Genomic DNA, 26773 nt, shown 5'->3' with positions numbered 1-26773 from the left:
CATGGGTCGGTAACCAGCGCAGCAGGGCCGCGACGCTGACCCCGGAGCGGATGGAGCAGCTGTCCACCATCGGCATGCGATGGACCTGACCATGCGGGACCGGCCGCCCCCCGCCGCTAGGTCGGACCTGCATCGCGTGTGCCGACCGTGCGTGAAGCGTTCACCCACACCACGGTGCGCGCGCACGCGTGATGTACGGAAAAAGTACGCGCCATGTAGAAGCCTGGCGTATGTGGTCAATCGTGCCCTGCGGGTCAGCCCGTCTCCGTAGGATCGCCGGTCATGGCTCGGGGCGGCTACCGGCTGCCGCCACGCGCGACTGGTGACGGGGAGGCAACGTGTCCGCAGACGACATCGAGCGCGCGCTGCAGAAGCGGCGTGCCGCGGAGAATGCTGCGCAGCAGGCCGAGGAGCGGCGACGGGCCGAACTGTTTGCCGCAGGTGCCGAGGCCGCGCGCGGGTTCATCGACCTGATGCGCCGGCACGGAGTGCAGCCCGAGACGGTCTACGAGTACGAGCAGGTCAAGCGCCGCAAGAACCGGTTCGCCAAGTGGGAGACCGTCGACGCGTACACGCCCGTCACGCAGGGCTGGGTCGTCAGCTACCACATCAGCGAGTACGGCGATCCCTCGAGCATCATGCTGCTACAGGTCGACGGCAGGATCCGACAGTGCTCAAGGCGCAGCCCGTACAAGATCGGGCTACCAGTTGAAGGACTGCTACCGCATGCACCCCGCACGGCGTTGGGAACGGCACACACCCTTTGCGTCAAACCGGGGTACGAGCCAGGCACTCCGACCGTGACGATCGAGAAGTACGCCGAAGCCGCTCAGTGGTACCTGGGCTAGAGGCCGTGCACTCCGACGCCGCTTGGCACGGCGGCTGGCCAGAACCTTCCCGACGACCTCACGGCGCTCACCTCTGAGGAACTGGCCCGGCTGTGCCTCGCCCGCCACGGTGCATACGGCCGGATCTGCGCCCGCATGTCCGATCACAGCCAGACCTTCCCCTGGGCCGAGCACAGGACGGCGCGTGGGTGGCGGCCGCCGCGGCCACCGTGCGGGCGCTCACCCCCGGCATGCGCCGACGCGGGGGCGGCACCCTGCTGTTCACCACCGGCGGCGCCGCGGTCGAACCGCACCGCGACCGCGCGGTCTCCGCGATCACCTACGCCGCCGAATCCGCGTACGTACGCCTGCTTGCACGAGTCGCTCGCCGGGGACGGCGTGCACGTGGCCCAGGCGACCGTCGTGGGACCCATCGGCGCCAGCCTCACCCACGAACCGGACGCGGTGGCCGAGCACCTGTGGCGACTGCGCACCGAGCGCGCCCGGTCGCTGCTGGTCCTGCGTTGAAAGCCCCGTCCGCGTCACGACACGTAAGGAGCCATCCCCGCGACAGCGGTCCCCTCCCGGAGATACCCGCCCAGGGTGTGGAAGTCGACCAGGCCGATGCTCGTCGTCCCGTGCCGGTCGACGGGGAAACGCCCGCCGAGTTCCTGGGCAGCCACCAGGTCCCCGGGATCGGCCATGTTGTACCAGCGGTCGACGCCCGGAGGCCGCAGGCGCCTTGCGGACGCCATCAGGGGTCACCTGGTGGACGATGCTGTGATCAGGTCCATGCCCGGGTAGCGGCCGGTGACGAAGCCCGCGGCTTCGTAGACCGGCTTTCCGGCCTGGCTGGCGTGCAGTTGGATGTAGTGGATGCCTGCTCCGTGAAGCCAGTCGACCAGTTCGTCCACGATGCGGCGTGCGTGGCCGTGGCCGCGGGCCGGGGGGTCGGTAACGATGCCGTCGAGGTAGCCGCGGCGCCCGTCGGGCCAGCGCGAACCGGGCAGATGGTAGGTGACCCAGGCCATGCCGCAGGCGAGGAGGGGTTCGCCGGGGTCGCCGCCGACGACGAGGCAGACGCAGTCGTCGCGGCGGTTGATGCGCTCGTCGAACCAGTCGCGGGCGATCTGCCGCCATGGTGTGTCGGCCGGTCCGGGGTCGGTGCCGAGGCTCTCCAGTGCGACGGCGCGCAACCGGATCAGTTCCGGAATATCGGCGGTGAAAGCCTTGCGAGGCTGCATGTCGCCGCTCCTCTTGCTGTTTCGGTCCAATTCAGCGGGCCATGGTGAGCAGGACGCGACCGAAGGGCCGGTCCTCGATCAGATGACGCTGCGCTTCGGCAGCCTGTTCCAGCGGGAACACGCGGGCGATGGCGGGGGTGATGCGGCCCGCGCGCAGCCATCCCAGCAGGGTCACGCGAGCGGCGCGGGCGACGTCGGGCGGGGTCATTGTGAACGTGTAGCCGTAGGCGGTGGCGTTTTTCCATATCAGGTCGGTGATGTTCACCGTGCCTTCGGTGCCGCCTGAGTATCCGACGCCGATGTAGACGCCGCCGTGTGCGAGAGAGGCGATGCAGGGACCGAGCAGCGGACCGGCGACGCCGTCGACCACGACGTCCACGCCCCTGCCGTCGGTGATGCGCGCGACGCCGTCGGTCAGGGATTCGCGGGACAGGTCGATGACGTGCTCTTGGCCGGCGGCGCGGGCAGCTTCGGCTTTGTCAGTGTGGCTGGCGGTGGAGACGGTCAGGGATGCGCCGAGTTGGCGGGCCACCTCCACAGTGCCCATGCCGATGGAGCCACCGATGGCTGGCGCCAGGACGGTGCTGCCGGTCTTCAGCCCGGCAAGTCGGGTCAGGACGAGGTAGGCGGTGCTGTATCCGGCACCGGCGAACAGCGCGCAGGCGGCCTCGTCGTTTACTCCGTCGGGGATCGGTATGAGTTGGCGGGCGTCCGCGGTCAGTTGCTCGCGCCAGGTGCCGTCGGTGCGCCAGCCGAGCCCGCCGCCGCCGACCACGACGCGCGTCCCCTCTGCCAAGCCGGTCGCCCCGGGGTCGGTGATCCGTCCCACCGCGCCGCCGCCGGGTATGTGAGGCGGCGTCTGATGCAGGGAGGGGTCCATCCGTCCTGCCCTGATGGTGTTGTCGGCTGGGCTCACCTCGGCGTAGGAGAGGCGGATCGACGCCCGGCCGCCGGTGGCCGGTTCAGCGGGACGGTCCACGAGCTGCAGTTCCTCATAGCCGCCGTGGCGCCGGTACTCGATCGCCCGCATGACGGTCCACCTCCGTACGTCGGATAATGAAACAGATCCTGTTACAACTACACGCGAGGGGGAGCCCCGGCCGGCCCCGCTCGGCGCTTCAGCCGGAACGGGCGGCCAGGGTGTCCCGCAGGACGTCCGCGATCGAGACGCCCGCGAGCTCCCGCCGGACGGCCTCCTCCGTGTCGACGTAGACGCGGCGCAGCGCGGGCTGGATGCCGCGGCCGACGGGGCATGCCCGGTTCGGTTCGCCGTGGTGCAGGGCGAACAGGGGCTCGGCGTGCACCGCGCGGTAGACGTCGAGTAGGGCGATGGACTCAGGCTCGCGAGCCAGCGTCCAGCCTGCCCCAGCCCCGTGCCGGACCGTCACCAGGCCCGCCTTCCTCAGATCGGCGAGGCTGCGCCGGATCACGACGGGGTTGGTGGCCACGCTCGTGGCGATCTGGTCCGAGGTGACCACGTCACGTCCGCGGCCGTGTACCAGGGCCATCCAGGTCAGCACATGGACGGCGACCGTCATCCTGCTGTTCGCGCTCACGTCCTTCACACCCCCTTGCTGTAACAATAACCGTTACAGCAACGAGCCGGGCGGAGGAGGAGTGATCAGCGGCAGGCGACTCCTACACGCCCGCTGGGGGCGACGTGGTGGTGGAGGTCCCGGCGGGCACGACCCGGCACCCGGCGTTCGGCCGGCTCCGGGGCCGGGCTGATGGGCTGGTGCAGGTCCGGGTAGCAGCGCAGCCGTACGCCGGGCTCCCCCGCATCCCGCGTCGTCCGCTCCGCTGTCGCTGTTGCCCACCGTTCGGCGAGCAGCTGCTGGAAGGCGAGGGCGGTGGCGTCGTCGGCGGCCGCGATGTCGACGACCAGGAGGCCGGGCTCACTCACGTGCGCCTCGTTGATGGGGTCCATGTACGGCACTACGCCCGGGCTGGCGAGCGGGTTCCGCCGCTGTGGTGTCTTCACCCGACCGAGTGCAGGTGGTCAGAGGCTGTCGCCTGCCCAGCCCCAGCGGGTCGGGTCGCCGAGGCGCGGGTCGTACATCACCCAGCCGCCGGCGCCGGACTGCCCGAGCTCCGTGAGGAGGGAGACACCGTCGTCGATCTCCTCCGGCCTCCAGCCGGTGATGTCGAGCAGCAATCCGTCCAGCGGCCCGCCGACCAGTTCGGCGTAGCTGCGTCCCGGCTTCGGGCCCGGGTGGTCGTGGTCGGTGCCGTAAATCCGGCCGCGCAGCAGCTGCTCATCGTCCTTCATCACCGCCCGGGACTTCCGGCCCAAGGCGGCCCGCGTTGCGGCGGGGCGCGGCTGGTGGGCGGCCCGCCTGGCCGGACGGCTGCCGTTGCCGCAGCCGGTCGCCCGTCCGCGGCACAGTCGGGCGCCGCCGTTGACCCGTCGCGTGCTCGTTGGCGCCTGGGCGGATGTGGCCGGAGAACCTCGAAGAGCTGACCCACGCGTCGCGGGGCGAGCCAGCCCTCCCGGGTCAGTTCCTGCCGACGGGACGGGCGTCCAGCGCCATACGCAGGCGCCCCGCGATGGACTGGTACCGGAGGACGAAGTTGGGGTCCTGCAGTTGGCCGGGTTCGGGCAGCTGCTTGTGCGGGAGGGGCCGGCGCCCGGCGAGCGACCAGCCCAAGGGGCGCAGTCCGGCGCGGTTCATGTCCCGGTCGACGCCCGCCAGGTAGTCCGCGTCGACGGGCAGCTCCCCGTTCGACTGCCAGATCACCCTGTCCAAGACGATGGGGAGGTGCGGGGATCCGAAGAGGAAGTCCAGACAGCGCTCGCGCAGAACCGCCGCGCTCTGCTCGGGGCTCAGCGGGACGCCCTTCTCTTCACCTCCGGGGCCGGGGAGCGCGGTCCTGCAGTCGGTGTCCGGGAAGATGTCGATCTCACCGAGAACGACGTGCGCCGTCGCGATCTCGCGGTCGGGGTAGGACCAGTACTTCGGCACGAGGACGATCACGTCGTAGGCGTCGAGGGCGTCGGCCACCGCCGCCGTGAGCGGGCTGCGGTCGGTGCGGGGCAAGCCGCGGTCACTCTCCTGCGAGGGGTGGCGGACCTCCCACATGCAGGTGTGGCGTGTCAGGAGGCCGGGGCCGTTGGGCGAGGCCCACAGCGTGCTGGTCGTCGGCTCCGGCGGGGTGGCCGGCTCGATCTCCTTCTTGCGGCGGCCCCGGCTGCGACGCGCGCCGCTCATACTCAAGCGCCAGTAGTCCTCGGCTTCCTCGAGGAGCAGCACCCGCTGTCCGCTGTACGCCCAGGCCGCCGCGATCCCGCCGACCAGGTAGTAGAGGTTGCCCGAGCGCTCCGCCAAGAACCGCAGGACATGAAGGGCGTGCGGCGCATCGCCGGTCGCCGCGCGGCGCAGGGCCTCGGTGTACTTGGCCCCGCTCCGGCTCGCCCTGCGTGCGGACTGCGCGGCGGTGGACTGGTTCTTCGGCATGACGTACTCCTTGGCCGGTCCGGGCCACGCCCCCGACACCGGCTCGTACGACTGCCGTGGACACGACGGAACGCAGAACGGGAAGGAGCGGGCCCGGCAGGACCTTGACCCCCGCGTCCGGCGGCGTGGCTCCGGAAGCGGGCGGTGATCGGCAGTACGCACTAGCCGGGCAGGAGGCTAACCGGCGTAGCCGCACCGGCCGAAGCCACAAGCCGCCGAATTCCCTCGAACGGGCGAGGTCTCCGGTCGGCTGTGTCGCTCAGGCGTGCCCGGCCTGCGCCCCCCCACAGCGGGCGGGCGTTCCCGGTCCCGCCGCAGTGGAAGCAGCGGCCGGAGCGGGCAGTTCCCGGCGTGCCCGATGGTGTCGGCGGCGTCCAGCAGGAGCCGGGTGAGGCCGGTCAGGTGGTCCTTGTGCAGGGCGAGGTCGTGGCGCCTGCCCACCATGATGTCCAGGGCGACGTCGGGGCCAAGGGTCCGGGCGTCAGCGGGCTCGGGATAGCGGGCGCGGCGCCGGTGCGGGTCGTCGACGCCGATCTCGTACCAGGGCTCGCCGCACTTCAGTCGGGGCAGGGTGTTCACCCACACCGGGACGGTGATGCCCTTCACGTCGGCGGTGAGCGCCTGGCGGCGGTTGTCGAGCAGGTGCTCCTCCTTGCCCGCCAGGACGACGTACAGCAGCGGGAAACGCTCGGAGCGGGTGTAGCGGTGGCGCTGCCAGAACGGGAACGTGCGGCCGTTGGTGCCGCGCGCTCCCTCCAGACGCGGTGCCCGGCGTAGCGCTCGTAGTCCCAGACCTCACGCGCGAGCCGGGCCTGGGACATGGTGCCGTTGTCGAACTCGAAGAGGCGCATCTCGCTGGTCTTCGTCGGCAGCGCGAGGATCCAGCCGGATCCCGCCTCCGCAGGCTCGCTCACGGCCACCTCCCCGACGCCCATGCCCCTCGCTGTGAGCGTCGGCCACCCGGCGTGACGCCATGCCCGGACACAGAAGGCGTCACCCCATCGAGCGACCACCCGTTCCGTACACGTGCACGGCCCTCAGTCGATACAGAACTCGTTGCCCTCAATGTCCAGCATCGGGATGCACGCATCGTTGCCGTCGTACAGCGTTTGCACGTGTACCGCGCCGAGCGGGACCAGTCGTGCGCATTCGGCCTCAAGTGCGGCGAGGCGCTCTTCACCCACGAGTCCGGTGCCGACCCGCACATCAAGATGCACCCGGTTCTTAACGGCCTTCCCCTCGGGGACGCGCTGGAAGTACAGCCGCGGGCCCACACCTGAGGGATCAATGCAGGCGAACCAAGAATCCCGCTGCTCAGGTGGCTGCGAGACCTTGAAGTCATCCCAAGTGGCAAACCCCTCCGGCGGCGGCGGTACGACGTACCCCAACACCTCGCACCAGAAACGAGCGAGGCGCTCGGGTTCTGCGCAGTCGAACGTGACTTGGAACTTCTTGATCGACGTCATCGGCACACCATATTGGCGCCTGCCGTTCACCGAAATCCCGGGGTTCCACGGCGTGCGGCGTGAGGTCTCGCGTGACATGAGCAGAGTCAACGGGCCAGATCACCTGAGACGACGAGCGAACCAGACCAGATCACCTGAGACAGGGACCAGATCGACAGAGACGGGACAACCGTTATCCAGCCGTGATCATCACGGACTGGTGTCCTCTGACAGCGAAGTTGGACCGATTGCCATCGAAGCTGGACGGCTTGAACACCACGCACTATCTCCTGCGTGCCCTTGTAACCAGAAACGCAGCTCCAACGATGACGATCAGAACGATGGCGATGATCCAGAAGGGCGGGGAGCCCTGACCCGCTCCCTTAGCCAAAAGCTGCATGTGCAACATGTCGCTTCCCGCCCCATCCGTGGTAACTGATTACGGCCCGCCATCCGGGTGCCCGGTCCACGCGTACGTACCCCGTCAAGCCGTCCAGCTTCGATGGCGGACGGTCCAAGTTCACTGTCAGAGGACACCGCTGTCCAGTGACGTTGGATCACCAGCTGGTTCAGCCAGTGCTCTTGGCACCGCAGCGGGCCCCGGCCATGTGCTCACCGGGGCCCGCTTCGTTCGGCGGGTGCGGTTCAGCCGCAGCAGTCGCAGCCGGGGCGGCACCCGCAGGTGTCGCCCTGCTCGGCACCGGCAGGCGTAGCCGCTGTGGCCGGGGCCGCGCAGCAGCCCTTGCCCTGCCAGGCGTCGCGGCCTTCCTTGATGGCGATGGCGGCGATGGGGTCGGCCCGGGACCAGCCGAGGGTGGCGTTGAGGACCAGGCCGACGAGGAGCACGGCGGACAGGTACGTGCACAGCAGGGTCTGCTTGGAGTCGGCAACCGCGCTGGCGGAGCCGAGTTCGCGTCCGGCGCGGCGCTGGGCGGCGGACAGGAATGGCATGACCGCGAGGGAGAGGGCGGCGATGACGATGCCGGGGATGGAGCGGTCGGCCTCGCCGGTGCCGGCCAGCGCGCGGACGGCGTCGATGCCGACGAACGCGGCGAGCGCGAAGAACGACACCGCGATGATCCGCACGGTGCGCTTCTCCCAGGCCTCTCGGGTGGCGTGGTCGGAGGCGGAGAACTGCCAGGCGACCGCGGCGGCGGAGGAGACCTCGATGACGGAGTCGAGCCCGAAGCCGATCAGCGCGGTGGAGGAGGCGATCGTCCCGGCGGTGATCGCGACGACCGCTTCGATGACGTTGTAGGTGATGGTGGCCGCGACCAGCAGCCGTATCCGCTTGGCGAGGACGTCCCGGCGGGCCGGGGAGGGGCCTGCGCCGATGGATATCTGCGAGTAGGAATCGGTCGTACTGGAAGTGCCAGGCGGCCGGCCGGGGGTTGAGGCGGTTCTTGCGAGCATGTACGTCGGGTTGTGCCACATAGACAGACTGAGTGCCAGGCGCTGAGAACGAAGCCACCTGTCCCTCTGCCATGGCACATGAAGATCATTCCGCGAGGGCTCCTCAGCCGGGTACATCCATGCGCTGCGTGCCGATGACCGACAGCAGCCGTAGTGCCTGCTCTGCGGGAGAGCCGGGCTCGACCGTGAAGAGCACGACCTGTTGGTTCTGGTCGGTGATGTCGAGGAGGTCGCAGTTGAGGGTGATGGGGCCGATCAGGGGGTGGTTGACGGTCTTGAGCAGGGTGGGCTCGGGGCGCACGTCGTGCGCGGCCCACAGCCGGGCGAACTGCGCGCTGCCGGACAGGAGGTCACCGACCAGCATGGCGACCTCGGGGTCGTCCGGGTAGCGGGCGGCGGCGGCCCGGCGCGGCGGCCACGCCGACGCGCAACCGGCTGAGCGGGCCCCGATCCCCGACTGCGGCCACGCCGCCCATCCCGCCCCCCTCATCCTCAACTCCAGCCAGGGCATGGTCGAAGGGGGTCGCGACGGGGATGTCAGCAGCCCGACCACGCCGAACACCCGCCGTGACCTCGGCGGGCTTCGGGGCGCTGTGGAGGCCGGCGCAACACCTACCGCAATACCGGGCCTTATGAGGCAAAGAGGCGGCTGGGCGCGCTGGTCACCGTGTCGCCCTGCGATCGGTGCCCACGATCTCAAGTTGGTCGCCGGTCGCGCGCACGACCAGTCCAGGACCTCGCGACAGATGACCCTTCACAGGATCTGTCGGTCACCCGGTGGACACAGATGGTTCACCACGTAGGCAGGGGTAACCCGGCAGATGCGCCACCGGATACGCACAGCGCGAGTCGGCGGTGGCATAGGGCCACCCCCGCTGGAGGAACCTCGTGAACAGCGAACCGACCATCCCACCCTGCGAGTCGCGTTTCCCCGCAGTCACGGCGAGCATCGCGGCCGCCCGGCACTGGGTCCGCGACTGCGCGGAAGGCTTCGGTGGCCCGCTTCGCCGACACTCGATCATCCAGACGGCCGAACTGCTCGTCTCCGAACTGATCACCAACGCCATCCGCCACGGCGCCGGCCCGCCCCTGATCCGGCTCACCTGGAACGGTCGGCTGCTGCGCATCGCGGTCAGCGATGACAGCGACCGCTGGCCGCGCATGCGTGCCACCAAGAACACCGAGCCCGGCGGCTTCGGCATGCAACTCCTGGACCGACTCACGCAACGCTGGGGCGTCACCCCACTCCACCCGGGCAAAACGGTCTGGGCCGATCTGAGTTTCGCCCCTTGAGGAGGCAGGAGGCGAGTTCACCGTCCCTTAAACGCTCGTCCGCGCGACCGACTCAAACGCCTTGAGTCCCGGACCGACACCCTTCGACGGTTTCATAGCTGGCACTGGCCTGACCTACGACGTTCAGCTTCCCCCCTGGCGAGCCGAATCAGTAGCTGTCCGCTGAGGTGGGCTGGCTGTCGGTCACGTCGGCGGCTGTGGCGTGGACAGGCAGGAGCGAGTCGACGCCGGTCATGCTGAGCATGCGCATCAGGCGGTCGGGGACAGCGGCGAGGGTGAGCGAGCCGCCCGCTGCCTGGGCCGCGTGCCAGATGCCGATGATCGCGCTGAGACCGGCAGAGTCGCAGAAGCCGACCTGCGCCAGGTCCAGGGCCAGGCGCGGGTGTCCTCGTTCGATGATGTCCAGGGCCCCGGAGCGCAGGGTGGGCGCGGTCTGCACATCCATATCTCCGACGATCGTGGCGATGGCGAGGCCGGGGTGAGGGCAGTGAACACTCAGGTGAAAGGTGTGGGTCACGTCGGTCATCGCTCCTAGCCGAAGTGTTCGGGTGCGGCGGTGGTGTGGGCGGTGGCGGCGACGCCGGTGTCTGGCGCGGTTTCGGAGTCAGGTACGGACAGGACCAGCAGGGCCACGTCGTCGCCGACTCCGTCGGGCAGTGAGGCCAGCAACGTGACGGTTTCTTCGACCAGGGCGGCGGCGGTCACGGCCCCTGTGCGCTGGTGGAGGAAGCCGGTCAGGCCGTCCTCGCCGAGCATGGCGCCCTGGGCAGTGTGGGCTTCGGTCAGCCCGTCGGTGTAGAGGAACAGACCCTCTCCGCGGGCCAGGGAGAAGGTGCTCTGGGCGAAGTGTGCCTCGGGGAAGGCTCCGATGAGCATGCCGCCCTTGGGACGTACCGACTTGACCCATATCGTCGTACGAACGTAAGACATACGTGGAGCCGCCGTTCTCGGACAGGCCGTGCTTGCGCATGTCGGAGAGCGCGCCGGTGTGCGAGGCGGTGCGGGCCTGCTTCTGCTTCGACGGGGTCTCCTTGTCGGCGTGCCGGAAGGTCAGGTGTGGGGCACCGATCCGCTGGATCTGATCAGCCGTCGCGACTTTCAGCGCTCCGAGCACGCGCAGCACGTCGCCGCGGTAGCTGTTCGTCGACCCCGCCGGGTTGGTCTTCCTCTTCCCCGCCATCAGCTCTGCTCCCTCGTTGCTCGTGACCGGCCGCCGGCTGGCCGCCGCTTCTGGCCGCGCCCGGCCTGGGAGGGCGTCCGGGCCCCGGAACCCGATGCTCTCCTCCACTACGGACAACAAGAGGAGAGAAGAGGGTTGTGACGGCGCGGTTTTCGCGCCGATTCCCGCTCTGACAAGGTGTTTTCCTGCGGCCTGGGGTGCCGGGCACCAAAGGGGGTTCCTGAGTGCCTTTCGAAGTGGGCACCCAGGGAGTCCCCTTGGGCTTGGCCGCCACGGGCCGGCCTTCCGGTGTGGTCGGCTCGAGCGGTGCCGCTGCCCGGCCCTCGGGTGGGTGGTCGTCATCGGCTCGTCTCCTTCGCTGCCCCGGCCGGGGCGGTCGTTGCGAAGGAGCAGCGTGCAGGGGACCCCCTTGTCCGCGGTCTGACCGTGGCCGCAAGGGAAAACGTGGCGTGTACGGCCAGGTGGCGCACCTGGACAAGGGGTCGACTACCGGGGTCGGCCTTCGGGTCGCCAGCTGGACAAGGGGGAGGGTTTGACCCTGGCGGCCCGGTTCGTGTGACCGTCACGTTAGTTGGCGGGGCTCGACTCGCAGTTCTCGCAGGGCGGCAGGGAGGAAACAGCGGCCGGCTCGGAGCCCGGCCGACGGCCAGGGCGAGCCGCAGTTACCAGCACGCCACACCGCAGAATGTCATGTCCATGTGCTTACGCTCTGTTTAATCAGCTGCACGTGGGCACTCAGTAGATGCCGCGTCGATTGACGCGTTCCTTACCCGCGGAGCGCATCACACGCTCCGATGAACAAGAAAGGTGCCTTCTCATGAGCGCTGTGAATCCGGTCGGCAACGCAGGCCACCACGCGGGCACCGATGCGGTCGCTCACCGGCCGCGCCGGCTGTCGACCGAAACGAAGGCCGCTTTCAAGACCACCGAGTTCTTCGCCTACATCGCCGCGGTCGTCGCGGTCCTGATCGCCTCCATGGTCGTGGGAGACGACGAGGGCCACGCCGACTACTTCCGCGCCGACAGGGCATGGCTCTACATCGTGGTCCTCACCGTCGGCTACATGATCAGCCGAGGCCTGGCCAAGTCCGGCAGCCGCGACCCCTACGACGAATCCCGCTGACACCTCGTACAGAGGCCGCGAGGGTGACCGGCAACGGAATGCTCTGCTGAGCACCCCTGCATGAGCGCAAGACGCGGCGGTAGTGGCCCGTGCCGAACCACTCGACACGGGCCACCTCCGCGTGCGCCGGTTCCTGTGTGCCGGGCGAGCCGCTCCCCCGTCAGAGTGCCCCCGTCATCACGCCGGCCTCTGTATGGGGCCGCGGGCGTGGGACGCGGCAGGGCAAGACCGGAACGGATCGCTTCGGACGCAGCCGAGCGGTTGTCGACGACAGCGCAGTTGCTCCAGCAGGCATGCACCACGCTGCGAACAGACACACCCATGACAGTCGGCCGCCCTCCCGATGGGTGTCTTCCGACACGACTTGGTCACCCGTGACAGCCGTGATCACTACCGCTACGCAACATGATCAGGGACAGCCGTTCGGTCTCGACTGACGCCCATCCGGTGCCACCACCTCACCCATTCACAAAAGGCGCCAGCGCCCGAACGCAGATTGAGAACTCCCGGGCCCGAGACAGCATCAGCCGCCATGCGATGAATGCCCACGACCGCGATACCACCCACCAATCTCTCACCTCATGACAGCGGCCCACCACCAAACAACCGCTGACCAGACCCGGAGCACCTCACCCCACCACACCAACCGCCGACTCTCACAACCACCGACACGAAACCGAGAGATCGCAGCATCGGATAGATGGCTCGCTCCTCTACTGGCAGCCGTCAGCAGATGCAGTGCGGCTGGTGGAAGGACGAGCGGTGGAAGGGCTGGCGGAGGGAGATGAGGGCTGGACGGAGGGGGCAGCTGAGGCTGGAGTCTCCTCCTCGGCAGGTGTCTCCGAAGCCGGAGCCCACGATGCGGTGGGGAAGCCCAGCGGAAGCACCCCGCCGGTGATGAAGCTCTGGGGCAACCGCCCCGACACAGCCTGTTCTCTTGCCGCGGCCCCGACAGGCTGGAGACCGAGGAGACTCGGCGACGAAGTCGAAGAAGATGTCATGTTCTGGGCCGAACGGCAGGAACCCGGTGGCTGCTTGTTGAGAAGCGCCACGCCCAGAACGCTCGCGGAGACAGTCAGCGCCACGGCAGTGATCGAGGCAGCGGGACGCAAGAAGCGGGGCCGCCTCCGAGCGGGAACGGCAGGGGGTACCTCCGCATCAGCCTCGGCAAGCACTCGTTCAGCCCGTTCTCTGGCCTGTTCCACGAGTTCTTCGGCATCGTTTCGGGCCTGAGCGGTCAAACGGTCCGCGTCGGCTTTTGCGTCGGCACGGATACGGACGGCGTCCGCACGCGCGGCCGTGCGGAGCGTTTCGGCTTCCTTCTCTGCCTCCTCAAGGGTGGTCTTCACCGTGGTCTTCAGATGTGCCAGAGGGGCCTGGGCCTGGCGCTGGAGGCTTCTGACCTGGGTCCAGCGAGTGCGCCACTCTTGCTCCAGGGTCTCCGGGGATACGGCGTCGCCAGCCGCCGCATGCGGTCCAAGGCCAACCACCCGGATGAACTCCATCAGCGCGTTCAGCTGGGGGAGACGCCTGCCCTTGAGGAACTCGGTGATGCCGGCCTGGCTCAGCTTCGGGTTCCCCGAGGCCTTGGCGATGTCCCTGTAGGACGGCGCGCCACAGGAAATGTGCAGCGCGTTCAGTTCGTCGGCGAAGTCGTGCAGTGCGTCCCAGTACGCGGCGACAAGAGCACCGTCATCGTTCCCTGCCCCCTCGGAGCTACCCTCTGTCACGAGCCCGCTCTTTCCTGTTGCGTAATACCAAGTTAGAGGAGGCTCACGCCGAACATCCGTGAATTTCCCAGAACGATCGGGAACGCTTTCCACCGTTCAGCTCCGATCCGCCCGATCAGGCTTCTGACCTGCAACGACCGGGTCCATACGAGGATGATCGGAGCCCTGTCCACCCCCCGCCGGAAGCGGTCTGCTGGAGTCATGAACGACAACGACCCCAAAGGGCCCACACCCGACCTCACGCACTCCCCGAACTCCCGAAAGCCCGCGGAGGAACCCACGAAGCCGCGCTACGCGGTCCTCGACGGCATCGTCCTGTTCGCCCTCCTGGGCATGTGCGCAGGCGTCTATCGCACCGTCGGCAACGCCGGCTTCTCCGCCATCATCGGAGCAGCCGCCGGCCTCTACGGCACCTGGCGCGCCCGCCGATGAAACCCCCGCCAAGACATCCCCGACAGGGCCTCACCCATTACGCGCACGATGGCCCAGATACACGGGCGCCCCCCGCCGCGCGCGGCCCCGCCGACGCACGCGAGCAGTACAGCCGGCACCCGATCCCCCGAGGCGCTCCCCGCGTCCCGCCCGCTTCCCTCCCACCCCTCTTCTTCCAGAGGGCGGCGGTCGTGGGGTGCTCTGAGAGAGATGTCAGCACCCCCACCACCACGCTTCTACCGGTGAGGAAAAACTTCGCAGGGCACCGAGAATCGGGCGATGACCGACCGCCGCCCCCTGGGCACCGGACCCGACCACGCCGATGCGTCCCGCACGCGAAACACCGACCTGCCCGCGCCGCGCGCGCAGCTCGCCGCCGAACGCCTTCCCACCGCCGGCCCGGCCACCGGACCGAAGCCGCGCCCGGCCACCGCGCACCGGACACTCGGGGCCGGCCCAGCCGCACCGGCAGTGACGGCGCCTGTGACGAGCGCGGTGACACCGGCCTGTGACAGCCGCCCGCCGGGCGACCCGTGCCGGGCGCCACTCACGCGTACGTGCGCGTAATCGTCACGCGCGGCACGCGTTGGACCCCGTCCCGAAGCCGTCGGCGGCGCTACGCAGCCCGCCCTCGCCGCAGCCCTCCTCCGGTGTTGCTCAGGCACGTACGGCATGTTCGCAACGTGCGAGCCGTTCCCCGGTGCTGCCCGTCAGCGTCGTGAACCGTTCCCGTCCCCAGGGCGTCCATACGGGCACCTGACACCGTGGAGCCGCCGCACCATGAGCACATCCCAACCGCCAACCTGGCCGCACTGCGCACACGACTCAGACCCTGCTGCCAACCCCGTTGGCTGCCGCGGCATCCACGTCCCCGGCCACACCGTATGCCTCGCCCACCTCCCCGACGACGACCGCGACGCCTACCTGGCCGCCCTGACTCCCGGCGCCAGCATCGACCACCGAGGCACCACCTTCACCGAATCCCTCCTCGTCGCCTTACTCAACGCCCTCCATGACCCCGCAACCGGTATCGTCCGCTTGGGCGACGCCGAGTTCGAGTCGGCAACCTTCGAAGGCGACGCCAGGTTCGGGTCGACGACCTTCGAGGGCGAAGCCGGGTTCGAGTCGACGACCTTCGAGGGCGAAGCCGGGTTCTGGTCGACGACCTTCGAGGGCGAAGCCTGGTTCGAGTCGGCGACCTTCGAGCGCGACGCCCGGTTCTGGTCGGCGACCTTCAAGAACAGCGCCGCGTTCGAGTCGACGACTTTTAGGGACAACGCCGTGTTCGAGTCGGCGACCTTCAGGGACAAGGCCTGGTTCGGGTCGGCGACCTTTGAGCGCGGCGCCGGATTCTGGTCGGCGACCTTCGAGGGCGACGCCAGGTTCGAGTCGGCGACCTTCAAGGACAACGCCGCGTTCAGGTCGGCGACCTTCGAGGGCGACGCCACGTTCGAGTCGGCGACCTTCAAAGACAACGCCCTGTTCGAGTCGGCGACCTTCAAAGACAACGCCCTGTTCGGGTCGGCGACATTCGAGGACAACGCCCTGTTCGGGTCGGCGACATTCGAGGACAACGCCCTGTTCGGGTCGGCGACCTTCGAGGGCGAAGCCGGATTCGGGTCGGCGACCTTCGAGGGCGAAGCCTGGTTCAGGTCGGCGACCTTCGAGCGCGACGCCCGGTTCTGGTCGGCGACCTTCAAGAACAGCGCCGCGTTCGAGTCGACGACCTTCGAGGGTGACGCCAGGTTCGAGTCGGCGACCTTTGTTGAGGCTGACCAGTTCGGGCCTTTGGTGTGTGCTGGGCGGGTTGTGCTGTCCGGTGCCAAGTTCGGCGGGCCGGTGACCCTCTCGTTCGCTACGTGCCGTCTGGAGTGCCGTCGTACTCGCTGGTCATCGACAGCCGAGGTCCGCCTGCGCTATGCCACGGTGGATTTCGCTCATGCGGTGTTCGAGTACCCCCTCACGATCGCCGCCGAGCCGGATCCGTTCGTGCTCACCGACGGCCTTCAGCTCGCCGAGGGTCCCTTTCCGGGCGCGCCCGACCCGGGGGTGCGGGTGGCGTCGCTGCGGGGGGTGGATGCGGCCCATCTGGTCCTGGCCGACCTCGACCTGTCGGGGTGTCTGTTCGCCGGCACCGTCCACCTGGACCAACTCCGTCTGGAAGGGGCCTGCACCTTCGACACCGCTCCGCCCGCCCTGCACTGGCGGCGCCGGCCACCCCTGCGGTTCACCACACGCCGCGTCCTGGCCGAGGAACACCACTGGCGTGCCGGCCGGCCGGGGGCGGTGCGGGGCTGGAACGTGGCGGTCCTCGGCGCCGGTCGGGCGGGGCCGCTGCAGCTGGCGCCGGTGTACCGGGCGCTGCGCAAGGCCTTCGAGGACGGCAAGCACGAGCCGGGGGCGGCGGACTTCTACTACGGGGAGATGGAGATGCGCCGCCACGCTAACGACATCCCCCGCAGTGAACGGGGTCTGCTGACCGCGTACTGGGCGCTGTCCGGCTACGGCCTGCGCGCCTCCCGGGCCCTGGCCTGGCTCGGGGCGGCCATGTTCCTCACCATCGTCCTGCTGATGGCCTTCGGCCTCGCCCAGGACACCCCGAAGCAGACCGCGACCGGCACCGTCCCGGCCGGCGGGGGCGAGGTCACCTTCGAGATCGGCAAGGACGATCCCCACAACCCCACCGGCAACCGGTTCACCGGCAAGCGCTTCGAGAAGGCCCTGAACGTCACGCTGAACTCGATGGTGTTCCGCTCCTCCGGCCAGGACCTGACCACCACCGGCACCTACATGGAGATGGCCTCCCGCCTGACCGAACCCGTCCTGCTGGGCTTGGCCGTCCTCGCCGTCCGCAACCGCGTCAAACGCTGACTGCCCTGCCCCGGTCTGGCCGAGCCTTGTGAACGGTTCGACCGAACCGTTTCCGGCGTCCTTCTCTATGGGTGCGCACGCGCAGCGCAGGCTCGCCCACGCTATAGCCTCGGCCTGTGACCAACAGCGGCAGCCGAACGGATGGATCCGGCCGCCTCCCGAGAACAACCGCTGTCGAGACTCGGGTTCTGGCTCACTTTCCGTGGAGCCCTGACTGACCGTAGCGTCGACCCCCTATGACCAGCAGTGAGAGGCTGACGTGAGCCAGTACTACGAATTGGGCGACCAGACCCTGTGGAACCCGTCCAACGGGGCGTCCCGGCTGTTCATGAGGCAAGTCGCCCTCTATCAAGCTGAAGTGGGTCTGCCATCCGGCATCGGCCCCATGGAAGCTGACGAGTGTCAGATCGACCCCATCGCATTCGCGGCGTTCGTCGACGCCCTGCTCGCCTGGCATAGCAAAACCAGGCACGCCATCATGGCCACCCTGTCCGAAGGGTTCGTTGCCACGGTGCTGGCCTTGGCTGAGAAAGCGAACATCGAGGTGAACTGGCAGGCGGCCGAGCGCGCCGAGAGCCGCTATCTCAAGACGGCTTCGGATCCCCATGCAAAGGAGTGGACAGCCGCACTGCGGCAGAAGTCACGCGAGCTCACCCGACACATAGCGACCTGAGGCCGTCTCGTCTGCCAGCAGCCGCGGCAGGCTCGCAAGCGTTGCCCTACGTGTAGAGCAGGACACGCTTGCGGAGGAGATCGAAGCCGGCTCGGCCGAACATCTGACGTTTGAGCATCTTGATCCGGTTGACGTGTCCTTCGACCACGCCGGAGCTCCAGGGCAGAGTGAGGCCGGCGATGACGGCGTCCCGGTCGCGGTCGATGCCTGCGGCGAGCGTGTGGAGGCCGGGGAGGTTGTCTCGCCGGACGGCATCAAGCCACTGCGGCAGCCGTTCGCCTTGGCGCTCGGTGAGCATCTGACCGAAGGAGCGGACGTGGCCGGTGAGGGCGTCCAGTTCAGGGCAGTGGACCAGAACGGCCTTGAGCCGAAGATGCTCCGTCTCGGTGAGGCTCTCCGGCCGACGGAGGATCCATCCGGCGACGACCCGGGGCGAGGGTGGCCGAGCCGTGACGGGGCGTGGCGAGAGCCGCTTCTCTCGGAAATAGGCACGAACCCGCTGGTAACTGCCCTGATAGCCGAGCGGCACGATCTCCTCCCACACCCTCCAGGCGTTCGTGCAGCCCTGGTTCCAGCGGCCGTGCACGGTTGTCGCTGGCGAGGTGGACTTTCGTGCTCAGGCCGCCGCGGGAGCGTCCGAGGGCGTGGTCCTCGGGCTCAGCCCGGCCTGGTGCCCCTGGCACCGGCAGCGTGCTGGTGAGCCCGGCAGACGGTGGAGTTCACCGAGATGGTCCAGCCGATGTCGGCGTCGGCTCCTGCCAGAACTGCGGCGAGGATGCGTTCCCAGGTGCCGTCCACGGCCCACCTGATCAGGCGTTTATGAGAGCGGTCTGGAACGAGCCGAGCTCGTCCGGCAGGTCCCGCCAGGGCGAGCAGGTGCGGTACTTCCACGCGATGGCTTCCAGGGTTCGGCGGTGGTTGGCCCATCGCCGACCGCGGACCGGATGGGCTGGCATCAGCGGCTCGATCCGCTCCCACATCGCATCAGTGATCACTAATCGGACAGACACATCCGATCAACTGACCAACCGATCAAAGAGACACGCCCTAGGCCAAGACCTTCTGAACGTGCTCCTGCGCATGCGCGGACGTGTTCCCGTCGAGAAGCGCGGGCTCATCTGCCCCGACTGCCGGGACCTCCGCGGCCGGCACGTCCCCATGTACCTCGTCCAGCGTGATGGCGTATTGCTTGCCTCCCACTACCGGAAGCCCGAGGAGAAACCCATCAGCCACGAGTCCGACGAGCACCTCGCCCTCAAGGAACGCGTCGCGAGGACTCCGAAGATCACGGCTTCCACGCCGACATCGAGTCACAGACCGCCGACGGGCACGCGCGCCTCGATGTACGCATCAACGGCGCCAACGGCATCGTCCTGGGCTACGAGCCTCAGCTGAGCGCCCAGACAGCCCGCGGAATGCGTGCGCGGGAGGTGTTCCGGCGCCGCGGCGGTATTCAGTCGGTCTGGGACTTCACCGACCCCGACCACGCTGGCATCGGCAGCGTCCCCTACGTCCGCACGCCCAACCTGCCGGCCTCCGTCATCCGCCTGCAGAAGAACCTTATCGCGGTCCAGGACGGCAACTTGGTCCTGGAGGAGGGCCAGTGCAGCCAAAACGGCGCGCTCACCCGGTGCCCGGCGAAGCCCTACGACCCGGAGAACCCCACCGACGCCGGGTACTGCGGGGGCTGGCACCGCGTCCTCATGCCCGCCCATCAGTCGAGCGCGTTCACAGGGGAAGGTGGCCTGACCCTCACCCGGTTCATCGTGGAAGCTGCGGCCGGTGAGCGGGTCCCGTTCCAGCGGGGCGGCCACCACTGCTGGCTCCCCGCTCAGCCATGGCAGCAGTACCTTGAGGCGAACGGGCCCGCACTGGACGAGAGGGAGCGCCAGCCATCCGTACGACAGGGGGACCGGCGCGACAGGTGCACCGAGGACCGTCCGGCTTCAGAGGTGCGGGCTGAACCGAAGCAGAGACGTGGCAGCCGCGCGATCGTCCTTGAGTCCCGCCCCTCCTTCAGATATCTGGGGCGGTGCCCGCTGCAGAGACTATGCGGCGCGGTCATTTCGCAGGGCCTGGGTGAGCCAGGGGTACACCGGGATCAGGTTCGGTACTACCTGCCAGCCGTTGACGATCCACACCAGCTGCCAGTACCGGTCCACCCTGGGATCGTGCGCCTCTTCGAACTGCTGCGCCATCCAGTCCCGGAATTCCGTGTCAGGGGTGCGCGCGAACACCTGGGCGAAGCGGTGCACGAGGTCGTCGATGACGGGTGCGGCTCTGTTGCTGAGCGGGTTGATGCCCGACTCCCTGGCCTCAGCCACCTTCTGACGGGTGAACTCCATTAGCTCCTCACCGGCATCGCGCTCGATGTCGAGCGGGCGCCCGGCGGCCTGGCGTACGGCCGTCCGGCGCATCCGGGCACGGAAGTTCTCATCGCTGACCAGCTCGGCGAGTTCCACCCACGCGGTGACCTGCTCGCCGGTCGGATCATCGGGGAGGTCGGGAGTTGCAGCGCGAACCATGGCAGCTGCGCCCGGGTCGGCATCCACTGTGCCGAAGGTGCCATCTACGAAATCGTCGATCCAACGTCGGCGTTCCTCGCCGGACAACTGCGTGAGCCTGTGCATGAGCTTGGTCTCCTCGGGACTGGACCCGCGGCTGGCCACGACTCGCAGAACGCTCCGACGCAGTTGCAGCATTCGGATCTGGATGTCCATGGCGTCGGCGTGCGCCGCGGCGACTTCCGCCACCGAGAGCTCGCGGTCCAGTACCCGTTGAATCGTGGGCAGGTCCATGCCCAGCTCGCGCAGTGTGCGGAGGAGTTCCAGACGAAGCCGTGCGTCGAGGTCGTAGAGCCGATAGCCGGCGGGACTACGGGTGGTCGGCGCTACCAACCCCGAATCGGAGTAGAACCGGATGGTCCTCACAGACAAGCCGGTCCGCCGGGAAAGCTCCCCGATCGAGTAGAGGGTCGTAACGTCCATGTTCCCCACTCTGCTGTCTCCAGTCACTGGAGACTCAAGGCCATTTCCCAGCGGGGCCCCGACCGAGTTGTCCTCCGAGTTACTGAAGCATGAGTCGCGTGATCTCCGCTGACCGCCGAGATGAACAAGCACGCCTTGCACGCGCGGGGCGAGCGACGGCAGCGACATGCGACACCACTCGCTGTCGGCCTACGGCTACGAGCCCTTGGACTCACTCATCTAGGGCGTGTGCCGAAAGTGGATCTTGAGCGTGGGATGATTTTGGTTCGTAGCGCGAGGAGATCTGACGGACGACCAATGGACCGTGCTGGAGCTGATGTTGCCGAGATCCCGGACAAGGCCGACCAGGCCCGGCACGCGGTCGAGTGCGGCATCAATCGCCTCAAGAGGCACCGTGCCGTGGCCACAAGGTATGACAAGCGCGCGGTCCGTTACGAGGCGACCGTCCTCATCGCGGCCATCAACGAGTGGCTGTGACCAAGCGGCTCAAGGCGGGGAGCACGCCTCGTAGATCGCCGCTGTCCACCGTGACGGTCGCCGCCGCCCGCGCTCCTGCCGAGGCATTGAACGCCACGCTCAGCCCGACGGAAGCGAACAGGGGCAGGTCGGAGCGGCTGTCTCCGACGGCCCCGCACGAGCCGGGAGCCAACCCCAGCTCTCGGGCCTGCGCGAGGGCGAAATCTCGTTTGTCGTACTCGTCGAAGTGGCCGGTGACCCGGCCCGTGAACCGGCCGTCGGCGGTCTCCAGCCGAGGTCCGCTGAACGCGTGGAAACCGAAGCGGTCAGTCAGGTAGCTGCCGACCGGCGACCAGGCGAGGGTGGCCAGCACGGGCACCAACCCGTTCCGCCGGCACCAGGCCACGGTCCCCGTGATGCCCGGGACCAAGGGCAGCTCATCGAGCCAGCCAGAGACTTGTTCTTCGGGCACGCCCGCCCAGCCCTTGGCATCCAGCTCGGAGACCTGCCGATTGTCCAGCGCGCCGGAGGCGTAGGCGTCCTCGGCTTGGGCCAACTCCTCCCGATGGCCAAGGAAGCCGGCCAGAAAGACCGACGAACTCGTGGCTGGGACGAGGGTGCCATCGACATCGAAGAACACGGCGCCCACATGATCAGATGAGAACACCGACCAAGGATGTCACTGCCACGCGAGACGCCAGATCGGGGGCCCCCACGTACTTCCGATACACGCCCTAGAACGGACGCTGAACGCGCTGGGCCGGCCCGCGTGGGATGTCACCCCGGAGGATATCGACCCCGCGTCGTCGGCGACCTGGCCCTCGCTTCGTCGGATAACGCCTCGACAGCGTGAGCGTTGCTATTTAAGATCACAGGCACGGCATCGCGTGTCGGTCACCGGCTGGGTGAGGCATGGAGGCGCCCGTGAGATTGCCTTGCGGAGGCATTCCACACATGTCAGTCGAGTTGAATCACACCATCATCCATGCTCGGGACAACCGGGAGTCGGCCGGGTTCCTGGCGCACGTCCTGGGGCTCGAGGTCGGGGCCGAATGGGGCCCGTTCGTTCCCGTGGCCACCGGCAACGGGGTCACGCTGGACTTCGCCGCCGTACCGGCGGAGTCGATCGCCGCGCAGCACTACGCGTTCCTCGTCTCCGACGAGGAGTTCGACGCGGCCTTCGCGCGCATTCAGCAGGCCGGAATCGCGTACTACGCCGATCCGCAACTGAAGCAGCCCGGAGAGATCAACCACCACCACGGTGGGCGCGGCCTGTACTTCATGGATCCGGCCGGGCACGGCATGGAGATCATCTCACGGCCCTATGGCAGCCACGTGGACCAGCCGGCGGCATCCTGAGGTAGTGCCGGGCCAGGGCACTACCTGGCCTGCGCTGTGCTCCGTGGCGGGTGCAACTGCCGTGCGAGCACCTCTTCCAGCTCACCGGCCCCGGCGGGCGTGATCGTCCCAGTCCGTCGAGTGAGTCGCCCCCTCTGCTCCCCAGAACGCATGTGGCCCCGCCGTGTCGGGCCGCATCCAAGCCATGCTCCGGCATCGCCCTGCCCCCAATCGCGTGCGACCCATCTCTCAATCCCCGGAAAAGGAACCGACGTTGTCACCTGACCCGACCACCGTTCACCCGCTGCCCGCTCATGAACGCGTGGTGTTCCTCAACCCGCTGGTCACCTCACCGAACATCGCCGTGGGCGAATACACCTACTACGACGACCCGGACGGCGCCACGGACTTCGAGCACCGCAACGTCCTCTACGCCTACGGGCCGGAGCGTCTCGTCATCGGCAAGTACTGCGCGATCGCCTCGGGGACCGTATTCCTGATGGCCGGTGCCGAGCACCCGTCGATGGGGGCGTCCACGTACCCGTTCACGATGTTCGGCGGCCGGTGGGCCGAGCAGACCCTGGACATCGTCACCGCCATGCCCAGCCGCGGCGACACGATTGTCGGCAACGACGTCTGGTTCGGCTACCGGGCAACCGTCATGCCCGGCGTACGGATCGGCGACGGCGCGATCATCGCAGCCGGCGCCGTGGTCACCGCCGACGTCCCGCCCTACGCGATCGTCGGCGGCAACCCGGCCCGACCGATCCGGCAGCGGTTCGACGACGCCGGCATCGAGCAACTGCAGCGCGCCGCGTGGTGGGACTGGCCCGCCGACCTCGTCACCGAACACGCCCGCACCATCATGGCCGGAAACCCGGCCGACATCGAACGCATCGCCAACGAACACGGATTGGGGAAGCCCCTTTGAGTCACTCGCCCCAGGTATCTCTCGAAGAGCACCCGGTGGCCGACAGCACGGCCGGACCTTACGCCCTCACCACGGGACCGGACGGCGCATTGTGGTTCACCCTCGTCCACAGTGGCCGGATCGGCCGGCTCGTCCCCGGCGAGAAGCCGACGAGCCACCGGCTCGACCCCGACTGCGGGCCGACCGTCATCACCCCCGGCCCCGACGGCGCCCTGTGGTTCACCCAGTACCGAGCGGGCCGGATCGGGCGGATCACCACCGACGGTGTCATCGACGAATTCGGCGTTCCTAATCCCGGCTGCGGGCCGTTCGGCATCGCGGCGGGGCCCGACGGTGCGCTGTGGTTCACCGAGACCGCCGCCGACCGCATCGGCCGTATCACCACCACCGGCCACATCACCGAGTTCCCGCTGCCCATCACCGGCGCGTTTCCCTCAGCGATCACCGCCGGTGACGACGGCGGTATGTGGTTCACCCTCAACCAGGCCAACGCCATCGGGCGAATCGACATGGACGGCGGGGTCACCCTCCATCCCCTGCCGACGGAGGCGGCAGCACCGGTCGGGATCGCCACAGGCCGCGACGGAGCGCTGTGGTTCGCCGAGATCGCCGCCGGGCAGATCGGCCGGCTCACCCCCGACGGTCACATCACCGAGTTCCCGTTGCCCGACCACACCGCCCGACCGCACGCCGTCACCGTCGACGGCGACGGCACCGCATGGTTCACCGAATGGGGCGGCAACAGCGTCGGCACGGTCACCCCCGACGGCACCGTCACCGTCCACGACCTGCCCACCCCTCACTCCGAACCGCACGGCATCGCCCCAGGCCCCGACGGAGCCCTGTGGGCCGCGCTGGAGATCGGCGCACTCGCCCGCATAGCCCCAGCGGACAGCGCCACCTGACCAGGCCGCCCATCGATTGGTGCCGTTTCGTCCTGTGATGGCCTGTTCAAGGGTGCTGGTGTGGAGCTCCGCCTGGATGCTCGTGCAGGTGGCCGGGGGATCGTCGGGGCGAGATCGTCGGTCACCTCTGGACCTCGGTGTTCGCCAGGACGAGCAGGGACCTGAGGAGGGTGGTGGCGTGACGGGAATTCATCCGGAGCTTGGTCAGGATGCGCCAGTTCTTGAGGTTGGCGAATCCGTGCTCGACCGCGGCGCGTTCGCGGTTGAGGAGCCGGTTTGCTTCTTTCTCGGCGTCGGTGAGGCGGTGGTTGCGGGTGGCCCGGCGGCCGGTGATGATCACCGGGTCGTCGTCGGCTTGTCCGGTGTCGTCGACGCCGACGAAGCCGAGGTCGGCCAGGGAGCCGAGACCGGCCTGGCGCAGGTGGTGGGCGATCTTGTTGTGGCGGGCGGTGGTGATCTCGCTGGAACGGCCGGGGTTCGCGGCGGAGATCCAGATCAGGTTGCCGCGTTCGTCGGCCGTGGGTTTTGTGCTTGCCGGAGAAGTTCTTCCGGTTGTCCTTGCCGGTGCGGCGGCGGGTACGGACCAGGGTCCCGTCGAGCAGGACCACCGCCCCGCCCGAGCGGGCGATCTTCTTCAGGGCGCGGTCCAGGCGTGGGGCCCGCGCGGCGGGCATCTCGATCACTTCGAGTGGGCCGAGGCCGGCGTCTGGCCCTGGCTGCATGAGGTCCTTCTGTCCAGGCTGCGTCGTGCGAACGCCCTGGACTTCTCCCTGGCCGCAGTCGATGGCTCCCACATCCGGGCGCTAAAGGGGGGCCCAAGACAGGACGAAGCCCTGTCGACCGGGGCAGAACTGGCAGCAAGCACCACCTGATCACCGATGCCACCGGCATCCCGCTCGCAGCCACGCTGACCGGCGGCAACCGCAACGACGTCACTGAGCTCATCCCACTGCTGCAAGCCGTTCCGCCCGTGCGCGGCCCGCGTGGCCGGCCAAGACGCTGCCTGGACACGGTGCTCGCCGACCGCGGCTACGACCACGACAAGTACCGCCGCCTCGTCTGGGACCTCGGCGTGAATCCGGTCATCGCTCGGCGCGGCAGCGCACACGGCTCCGGACTCGGGACCCAGCGTTGGGTGGTGGAGCGGGCCTTTGCCCACCTGCACTGGTTCCGCCGCTTGCGGATCCGCTGGGAGATCCGCGACGACATTCATGAAGCCTTTCTCACCCTGGCCTGCGCGCTTATCTGCTGGCGCCGGTTGACGCCAGTTCAGCGCCGCCACTCATAAGCACCGGGGGAGGTCTCCGCAACTTCCTGAGGCCAGGCCGCCCTGACTCGGCGCAGCCGTTGGTAGTGGTCATCGGCCCATCCATCGGTCAGACGCACCGGAACCCGGACCGACGTCCCTGTACTGGCAAAGTCTTCCACCACGACCACGGCGACCCCGTTCTGGCCGGACGGTTCGAATCGGATCTCGGGGTTGTGTCCGTCATCCATCCACGCGGCGTCCCGTCCGGCGGCGAGCGCGCCCAGGACCTGTGACCAGCTGTCCAGATCATCCCGGGCCAGGCAAACATCCAGGCGTCCCTGGGCGAACCCGCTCGTGACGACGATCTCAGCGTCGAGGAAGTCGTGCCATGGCAACACCCCAGGCATGTGTCGGCCCAGCACCCGAACCAAGAGGCTGCTCTCTCCGTCAGTCAGGCAAATGAGATCCACAGCGCCGTCCTCGGCCATCCCCGCTCCCTACGCTCACTTCGACTGCCGTCATGATGCACGCGCACCACCACCCAGCTCGCACGGGGGCATTTCGTTAGGAGTTCTTAGCCATCACCGGCTTGTTCGCTCCGGCCACGATGTCCATGATCCGCCGGTACTCCGCGGTCAACAGGCCCATCCCCTCCACACGGTCCGGGACCAGCCGCATCCCCGCCGCACCCGGCGTCACCACCGGCAGGTCCGGCTCCGGCTCCGGCTCCACGAGGCCCAACGAACGGCGCCCGCCATCGGTCCCCTCCGCCCACTGCCCGAACACCACCTCGGCGGCCTCCAGCCGGGCCACTTCCACATCGATCTCGGCCAGCTCCTTGCGCAGCAGCTCGGCCCGCTCGGCCAGCTGCACTCGACGCTCGATCGCCCACGTGAGTACGTCCACGATGTGTATCCCTCCCGCCGCACAACGTACGGAGCGGCCGGCGTCCAGGCCGACGAAATCGAGAGTCCCGCCGTGACAGACGATCTCCTGCCAGCGATCACGGCCACGAGCAGCGCGAGCACGTCCACTTCCGCTCACACCAGCGACCTGACCAGCAACTTCAAGATGGAAACGGGTCATTGAAGTCGGCCCGGCTCTTGCTGGATATTGGCGCGTCCATGTGGAGATACGGCGTGGGCGAGTGGTTGATGCGCGGGAGGCAGAGGCGGGTTTCGCTGCTGTCGTAGGGTCGGTGGTCGAGGACTGGGCGGTCGA

General features: G+C 68.5%; 30 protein-coding genes and 4 pseudogenes. 12 read left to right on the top strand and 22 right to left on the bottom strand.

Translation table 11 applies throughout. The annotated features are described in order from the left end of the window. Nucleotides 1-338: 338 nt before the first annotated feature. Complete coding sequence (locus ACFYO5_RS24510) at nucleotides 339-848, top strand: hypothetical protein (protein WP_388712245.1); 510 nt, start codon at nucleotides 339-341, stop codon at nucleotides 846-848. A gap of 351 nt (nucleotides 849-1199) precedes the next feature. After that, a complete protein-coding gene (locus ACFYO5_RS24505; RefSeq protein ID WP_388712242.1) occupies nucleotides 1200-1355 on the top strand; it encodes a hypothetical protein in 156 nt (51 codons plus the stop codon). A 14-nt stretch (nucleotides 1356-1369) separates the two neighbouring features. Here the strand turns inward: ACFYO5_RS24505 and ACFYO5_RS24500 are convergent, their stop codons facing one another. From ACFYO5_RS24500 to ACFYO5_RS24445, 12 genes and pseudogenes are all read right to left on the bottom strand, one after another. Further along, a complete protein-coding gene (locus ACFYO5_RS24500; protein ID WP_388712239.1) occupies nucleotides 1370-1582 on the bottom strand; it encodes a hypothetical protein in 213 nt (70 codons plus the stop codon). A gap of 6 nt (nucleotides 1583-1588) precedes the next feature. Next, nucleotides 1589-2071: a GNAT family N-acetyltransferase gene (locus ACFYO5_RS24495; RefSeq protein ID WP_388712236.1), complete on the bottom strand. Its 483-nt coding sequence runs from the start codon at nucleotides 2069-2071 to the stop codon at nucleotides 1589-1591. Between the two features lie 31 nt (nucleotides 2072-2102). Then, entirely contained in the window at nucleotides 2103-3101 is a 999-nt protein-coding gene (locus ACFYO5_RS24490) for a zinc-binding alcohol dehydrogenase family protein (RefSeq protein WP_388712233.1), read from the bottom strand. A gap of 88 nt (nucleotides 3102-3189) precedes the next feature. Then, the gene (locus ACFYO5_RS24485) at nucleotides 3190-3627 is read right to left on the bottom strand and encodes an Rrf2 family transcriptional regulator (protein WP_388712230.1); all 438 of its coding nucleotides are present in this window, start codon (nucleotides 3625-3627) and stop codon (nucleotides 3190-3192) included. Nucleotides 3628-3692: 65 nt separating this feature from the next. Next, a complete protein-coding gene (locus ACFYO5_RS24480) occupies nucleotides 3693-4052 on the bottom strand; it encodes a DUF6207 family protein (RefSeq protein ID WP_388712228.1) in 360 nt (119 codons plus the stop codon). An 18-nt stretch (nucleotides 4053-4070) separates the two neighbouring features. Beyond that, nucleotides 4071-4340 carry a hypothetical protein gene (locus tag ACFYO5_RS24475; protein ID WP_388712329.1) on the bottom strand — a complete coding sequence of 90 codons (270 nt, stop codon included), beginning with the start codon at nucleotides 4338-4340 and terminating at the stop codon, nucleotides 4071-4073. Nucleotides 4341-4566: 226 nt separating this feature from the next. Next, a complete protein-coding gene (locus tag ACFYO5_RS24470) occupies nucleotides 4567-5526 on the bottom strand; it encodes a hypothetical protein (RefSeq protein ID WP_388712225.1) in 960 nt (319 codons plus the stop codon). A gap of 177 nt (nucleotides 5527-5703) precedes the next feature. Next, the gene (locus ACFYO5_RS24465) at nucleotides 5704-6132 is read right to left on the bottom strand and encodes a hypothetical protein (RefSeq protein WP_388712222.1); all 429 of its coding nucleotides are present in this window, start codon (nucleotides 6130-6132) and stop codon (nucleotides 5704-5706) included. Next, on the bottom strand, nucleotides 6129-6440 hold the full coding sequence (locus tag ACFYO5_RS24460; protein ID WP_388712219.1) for a replication-relaxation family protein: 312 nt from the start codon (nucleotides 6438-6440) through the stop codon (nucleotides 6129-6131). Before ACFYO5_RS24460 ends, ACFYO5_RS24465 begins: the two co-directional genes overlap by 4 nt. A 123-nt stretch (nucleotides 6441-6563) precedes the next feature. Continuing rightward, entirely contained in the window at nucleotides 6564-6992 is a 429-nt protein-coding gene (locus ACFYO5_RS24455) for a VOC family protein (protein ID WP_184732167.1), read from the bottom strand. Between the two features lie 624 nt (nucleotides 6993-7616). Next, on the bottom strand, nucleotides 7617-8384 hold the full coding sequence (locus ACFYO5_RS24450; RefSeq protein ID WP_388712215.1) for a cation transporter: 768 nt from the start codon (nucleotides 8382-8384) through the stop codon (nucleotides 7617-7619). A gap of 103 nt (nucleotides 8385-8487) precedes the next feature. Then, a pseudogene (locus tag ACFYO5_RS24445) lies at nucleotides 8488-8790 on the bottom strand (transcriptional regulator); the annotation flags it as partial. 482 nt (nucleotides 8791-9272) lie between these two features. On the opposite strand from ACFYO5_RS24445, the gene ACFYO5_RS24440 reads away from it, so the two are divergent. Next, complete coding sequence (locus ACFYO5_RS24440) at nucleotides 9273-9677, top strand: ATP-binding protein (RefSeq protein ID WP_388712212.1); 405 nt, start codon at nucleotides 9273-9275, stop codon at nucleotides 9675-9677. 148 nt (nucleotides 9678-9825) lie between these two features. Here ACFYO5_RS24440 and ACFYO5_RS24435 read toward each other — a convergent pair whose 3' ends face one another. Then, nucleotides 9826-10203 (bottom strand): STAS domain-containing protein, encoded by a 378-nt coding sequence (locus ACFYO5_RS24435; RefSeq protein ID WP_388712210.1) that lies wholly within the window; start codon nucleotides 10201-10203, stop codon nucleotides 9826-9828. 5 nt (nucleotides 10204-10208) lie between these two features. Then, complete coding sequence (locus ACFYO5_RS24430; RefSeq protein WP_388712207.1) at nucleotides 10209-10607, bottom strand: SpoIIE family protein phosphatase; 399 nt, start codon at nucleotides 10605-10607, stop codon at nucleotides 10209-10211. 1067 nt (nucleotides 10608-11674) lie between these two features. Between ACFYO5_RS24430 and ACFYO5_RS24425 the strand changes: the two genes are divergently transcribed. Next, nucleotides 11675-11980, top strand: coding sequence for a hypothetical protein (locus tag ACFYO5_RS24425; RefSeq protein WP_388712205.1), 306 nt, complete (start codon nucleotides 11675-11677; stop codon nucleotides 11978-11980). Between the two features lie 713 nt (nucleotides 11981-12693). Here the strand turns inward: ACFYO5_RS24425 and ACFYO5_RS24420 are convergent. Further along, nucleotides 12694-13710, bottom strand: coding sequence for a DivIVA domain-containing protein (locus ACFYO5_RS24420; RefSeq protein WP_388712202.1), 1017 nt, complete (start codon nucleotides 13708-13710; stop codon nucleotides 12694-12696). A gap of 201 nt (nucleotides 13711-13911) precedes the next feature. Here ACFYO5_RS24420 and ACFYO5_RS24415 point away from each other — a divergent pair, with 201 nt between their 5' ends. The 3 genes from ACFYO5_RS24415 (at nucleotide 13912) to ACFYO5_RS24405 (ending at nucleotide 17686) form a co-directional block, all read left to right on the top strand. Continuing rightward, on the top strand, nucleotides 13912-14142 hold the full coding sequence (locus ACFYO5_RS24415) for a hypothetical protein (RefSeq protein ID WP_388712199.1): 231 nt from the start codon (nucleotides 13912-13914) through the stop codon (nucleotides 14140-14142). 780 nt (nucleotides 14143-14922) lie between these two features. Beyond that, the gene (locus ACFYO5_RS24410; protein WP_388712197.1) at nucleotides 14923-17013 is read left to right on the top strand and encodes a pentapeptide repeat-containing protein; all 2091 of its coding nucleotides are present in this window, start codon (nucleotides 14923-14925) and stop codon (nucleotides 17011-17013) included. A 259-nt stretch (nucleotides 17014-17272) separates the two neighbouring features. Continuing rightward, nucleotides 17273-17686, top strand: coding sequence for a DUF6086 family protein (locus tag ACFYO5_RS24405; RefSeq protein WP_308406586.1), 414 nt, complete (start codon nucleotides 17273-17275; stop codon nucleotides 17684-17686). A gap of 46 nt (nucleotides 17687-17732) precedes the next feature. Here the strand turns inward: ACFYO5_RS24405 and ACFYO5_RS24400 are convergent. From ACFYO5_RS24400 to ACFYO5_RS24390, 3 genes and pseudogenes are all read right to left on the bottom strand, one after another. Continuing rightward, nucleotides 17733-18263, bottom strand: a pseudogene (locus ACFYO5_RS24400) (transposase); the annotation flags it as partial. After that, a pseudogene (locus ACFYO5_RS24395) lies at nucleotides 18208-18696 on the bottom strand (IS5 family transposase); the annotation flags it as partial. The pseudogenes ACFYO5_RS24395 and ACFYO5_RS24400, both read right to left, overlap by 56 nt. A gap of 1038 nt (nucleotides 18697-19734) precedes the next feature. Next, complete coding sequence (locus ACFYO5_RS24390; RefSeq protein WP_388712194.1) at nucleotides 19735-20673, bottom strand: MerR family transcriptional regulator; 939 nt, start codon at nucleotides 20671-20673, stop codon at nucleotides 19735-19737. Nucleotides 20674-20970: 297 nt separating this feature from the next. Here ACFYO5_RS24390 and ACFYO5_RS24385 point away from each other — a divergent pair, with 297 nt between their 5' ends. Next, complete coding sequence (locus tag ACFYO5_RS24385) at nucleotides 20971-21150, top strand: hypothetical protein (RefSeq protein ID WP_388712191.1); 180 nt, start codon at nucleotides 20971-20973, stop codon at nucleotides 21148-21150. On the opposite strand, the gene ACFYO5_RS24380 is transcribed toward ACFYO5_RS24385, so the two are convergent. Continuing rightward, nucleotides 21134-21769 (bottom strand): HAD family hydrolase, encoded by a 636-nt coding sequence (locus ACFYO5_RS24380; RefSeq protein ID WP_388712188.1) that lies wholly within the window; start codon nucleotides 21767-21769, stop codon nucleotides 21134-21136. The genes ACFYO5_RS24385 and ACFYO5_RS24380 overlap by 17 nt on opposite strands. Before the next feature lie 314 nt (nucleotides 21770-22083). Here ACFYO5_RS24380 and ACFYO5_RS24375 point away from each other — a divergent pair, with 314 nt between their 5' ends. The 3 genes from ACFYO5_RS24375 to ACFYO5_RS24365 all read left to right on the top strand — a co-directional run bounded on the left by ACFYO5_RS24375 (nucleotide 22084) and on the right by ACFYO5_RS24365 (nucleotide 24303). Continuing rightward, on the top strand, nucleotides 22084-22488 hold the full coding sequence (locus ACFYO5_RS24375) for a VOC family protein (RefSeq protein WP_388712186.1): 405 nt from the start codon (nucleotides 22084-22086) through the stop codon (nucleotides 22486-22488). Nucleotides 22489-22741: 253 nt separating this feature from the next. After that, entirely contained in the window at nucleotides 22742-23398 is a 657-nt protein-coding gene (locus tag ACFYO5_RS24370; RefSeq protein WP_388712183.1) for a CatB-related O-acetyltransferase, read from the top strand. Between the two features lie 35 nt (nucleotides 23399-23433). Continuing rightward, nucleotides 23434-24303, top strand: coding sequence for a virginiamycin B lyase (locus tag ACFYO5_RS24365; protein WP_388712180.1), 870 nt, complete (start codon nucleotides 23434-23436; stop codon nucleotides 24301-24303). 121 nt (nucleotides 24304-24424) lie between these two features. Here ACFYO5_RS24365 and ACFYO5_RS24360 read toward each other — a convergent pair whose 3' ends face one another. Beyond that, nucleotides 24425-24760 (bottom strand): transposase family protein, encoded by a 336-nt coding sequence (locus ACFYO5_RS24360; RefSeq protein WP_388712326.1) that lies wholly within the window; start codon nucleotides 24758-24760, stop codon nucleotides 24425-24427. Between the two features lie 229 nt (nucleotides 24761-24989). Here ACFYO5_RS24360 and ACFYO5_RS24355 point away from each other — a divergent pair. After that, nucleotides 24990-25591 (top strand): annotated as a pseudogene (locus tag ACFYO5_RS24355) (IS5 family transposase); the annotation flags it as partial. On the opposite strand, the gene ACFYO5_RS24350 reads toward ACFYO5_RS24355, so the two are convergent. Then, on the bottom strand, nucleotides 25573-26040 hold the full coding sequence (locus tag ACFYO5_RS24350) for a DUF5959 family protein (protein ID WP_388712177.1): 468 nt from the start codon (nucleotides 26038-26040) through the stop codon (nucleotides 25573-25575). The pseudogene ACFYO5_RS24355 and the gene ACFYO5_RS24350 overlap by 19 nt on opposite strands. 76 nt (nucleotides 26041-26116) lie before the next feature. Next, the gene (locus ACFYO5_RS24345; protein ID WP_388712174.1) at nucleotides 26117-26458 is read right to left on the bottom strand and encodes a hypothetical protein; all 342 of its coding nucleotides are present in this window, start codon (nucleotides 26456-26458) and stop codon (nucleotides 26117-26119) included. Nucleotides 26459-26773 lie beyond the last annotated feature (315 nt).

This window comes from Streptomyces sp. NPDC006259 (genome assembly GCF_042870975.1).
GTDB lineage: Bacteria > Actinomycetota > Actinomycetes > Streptomycetales > Streptomycetaceae > Streptomyces.
Note: the sequence above shows the minus strand (reverse complement) of the source record. Positions and strands in the feature narration are given on the sequence as shown.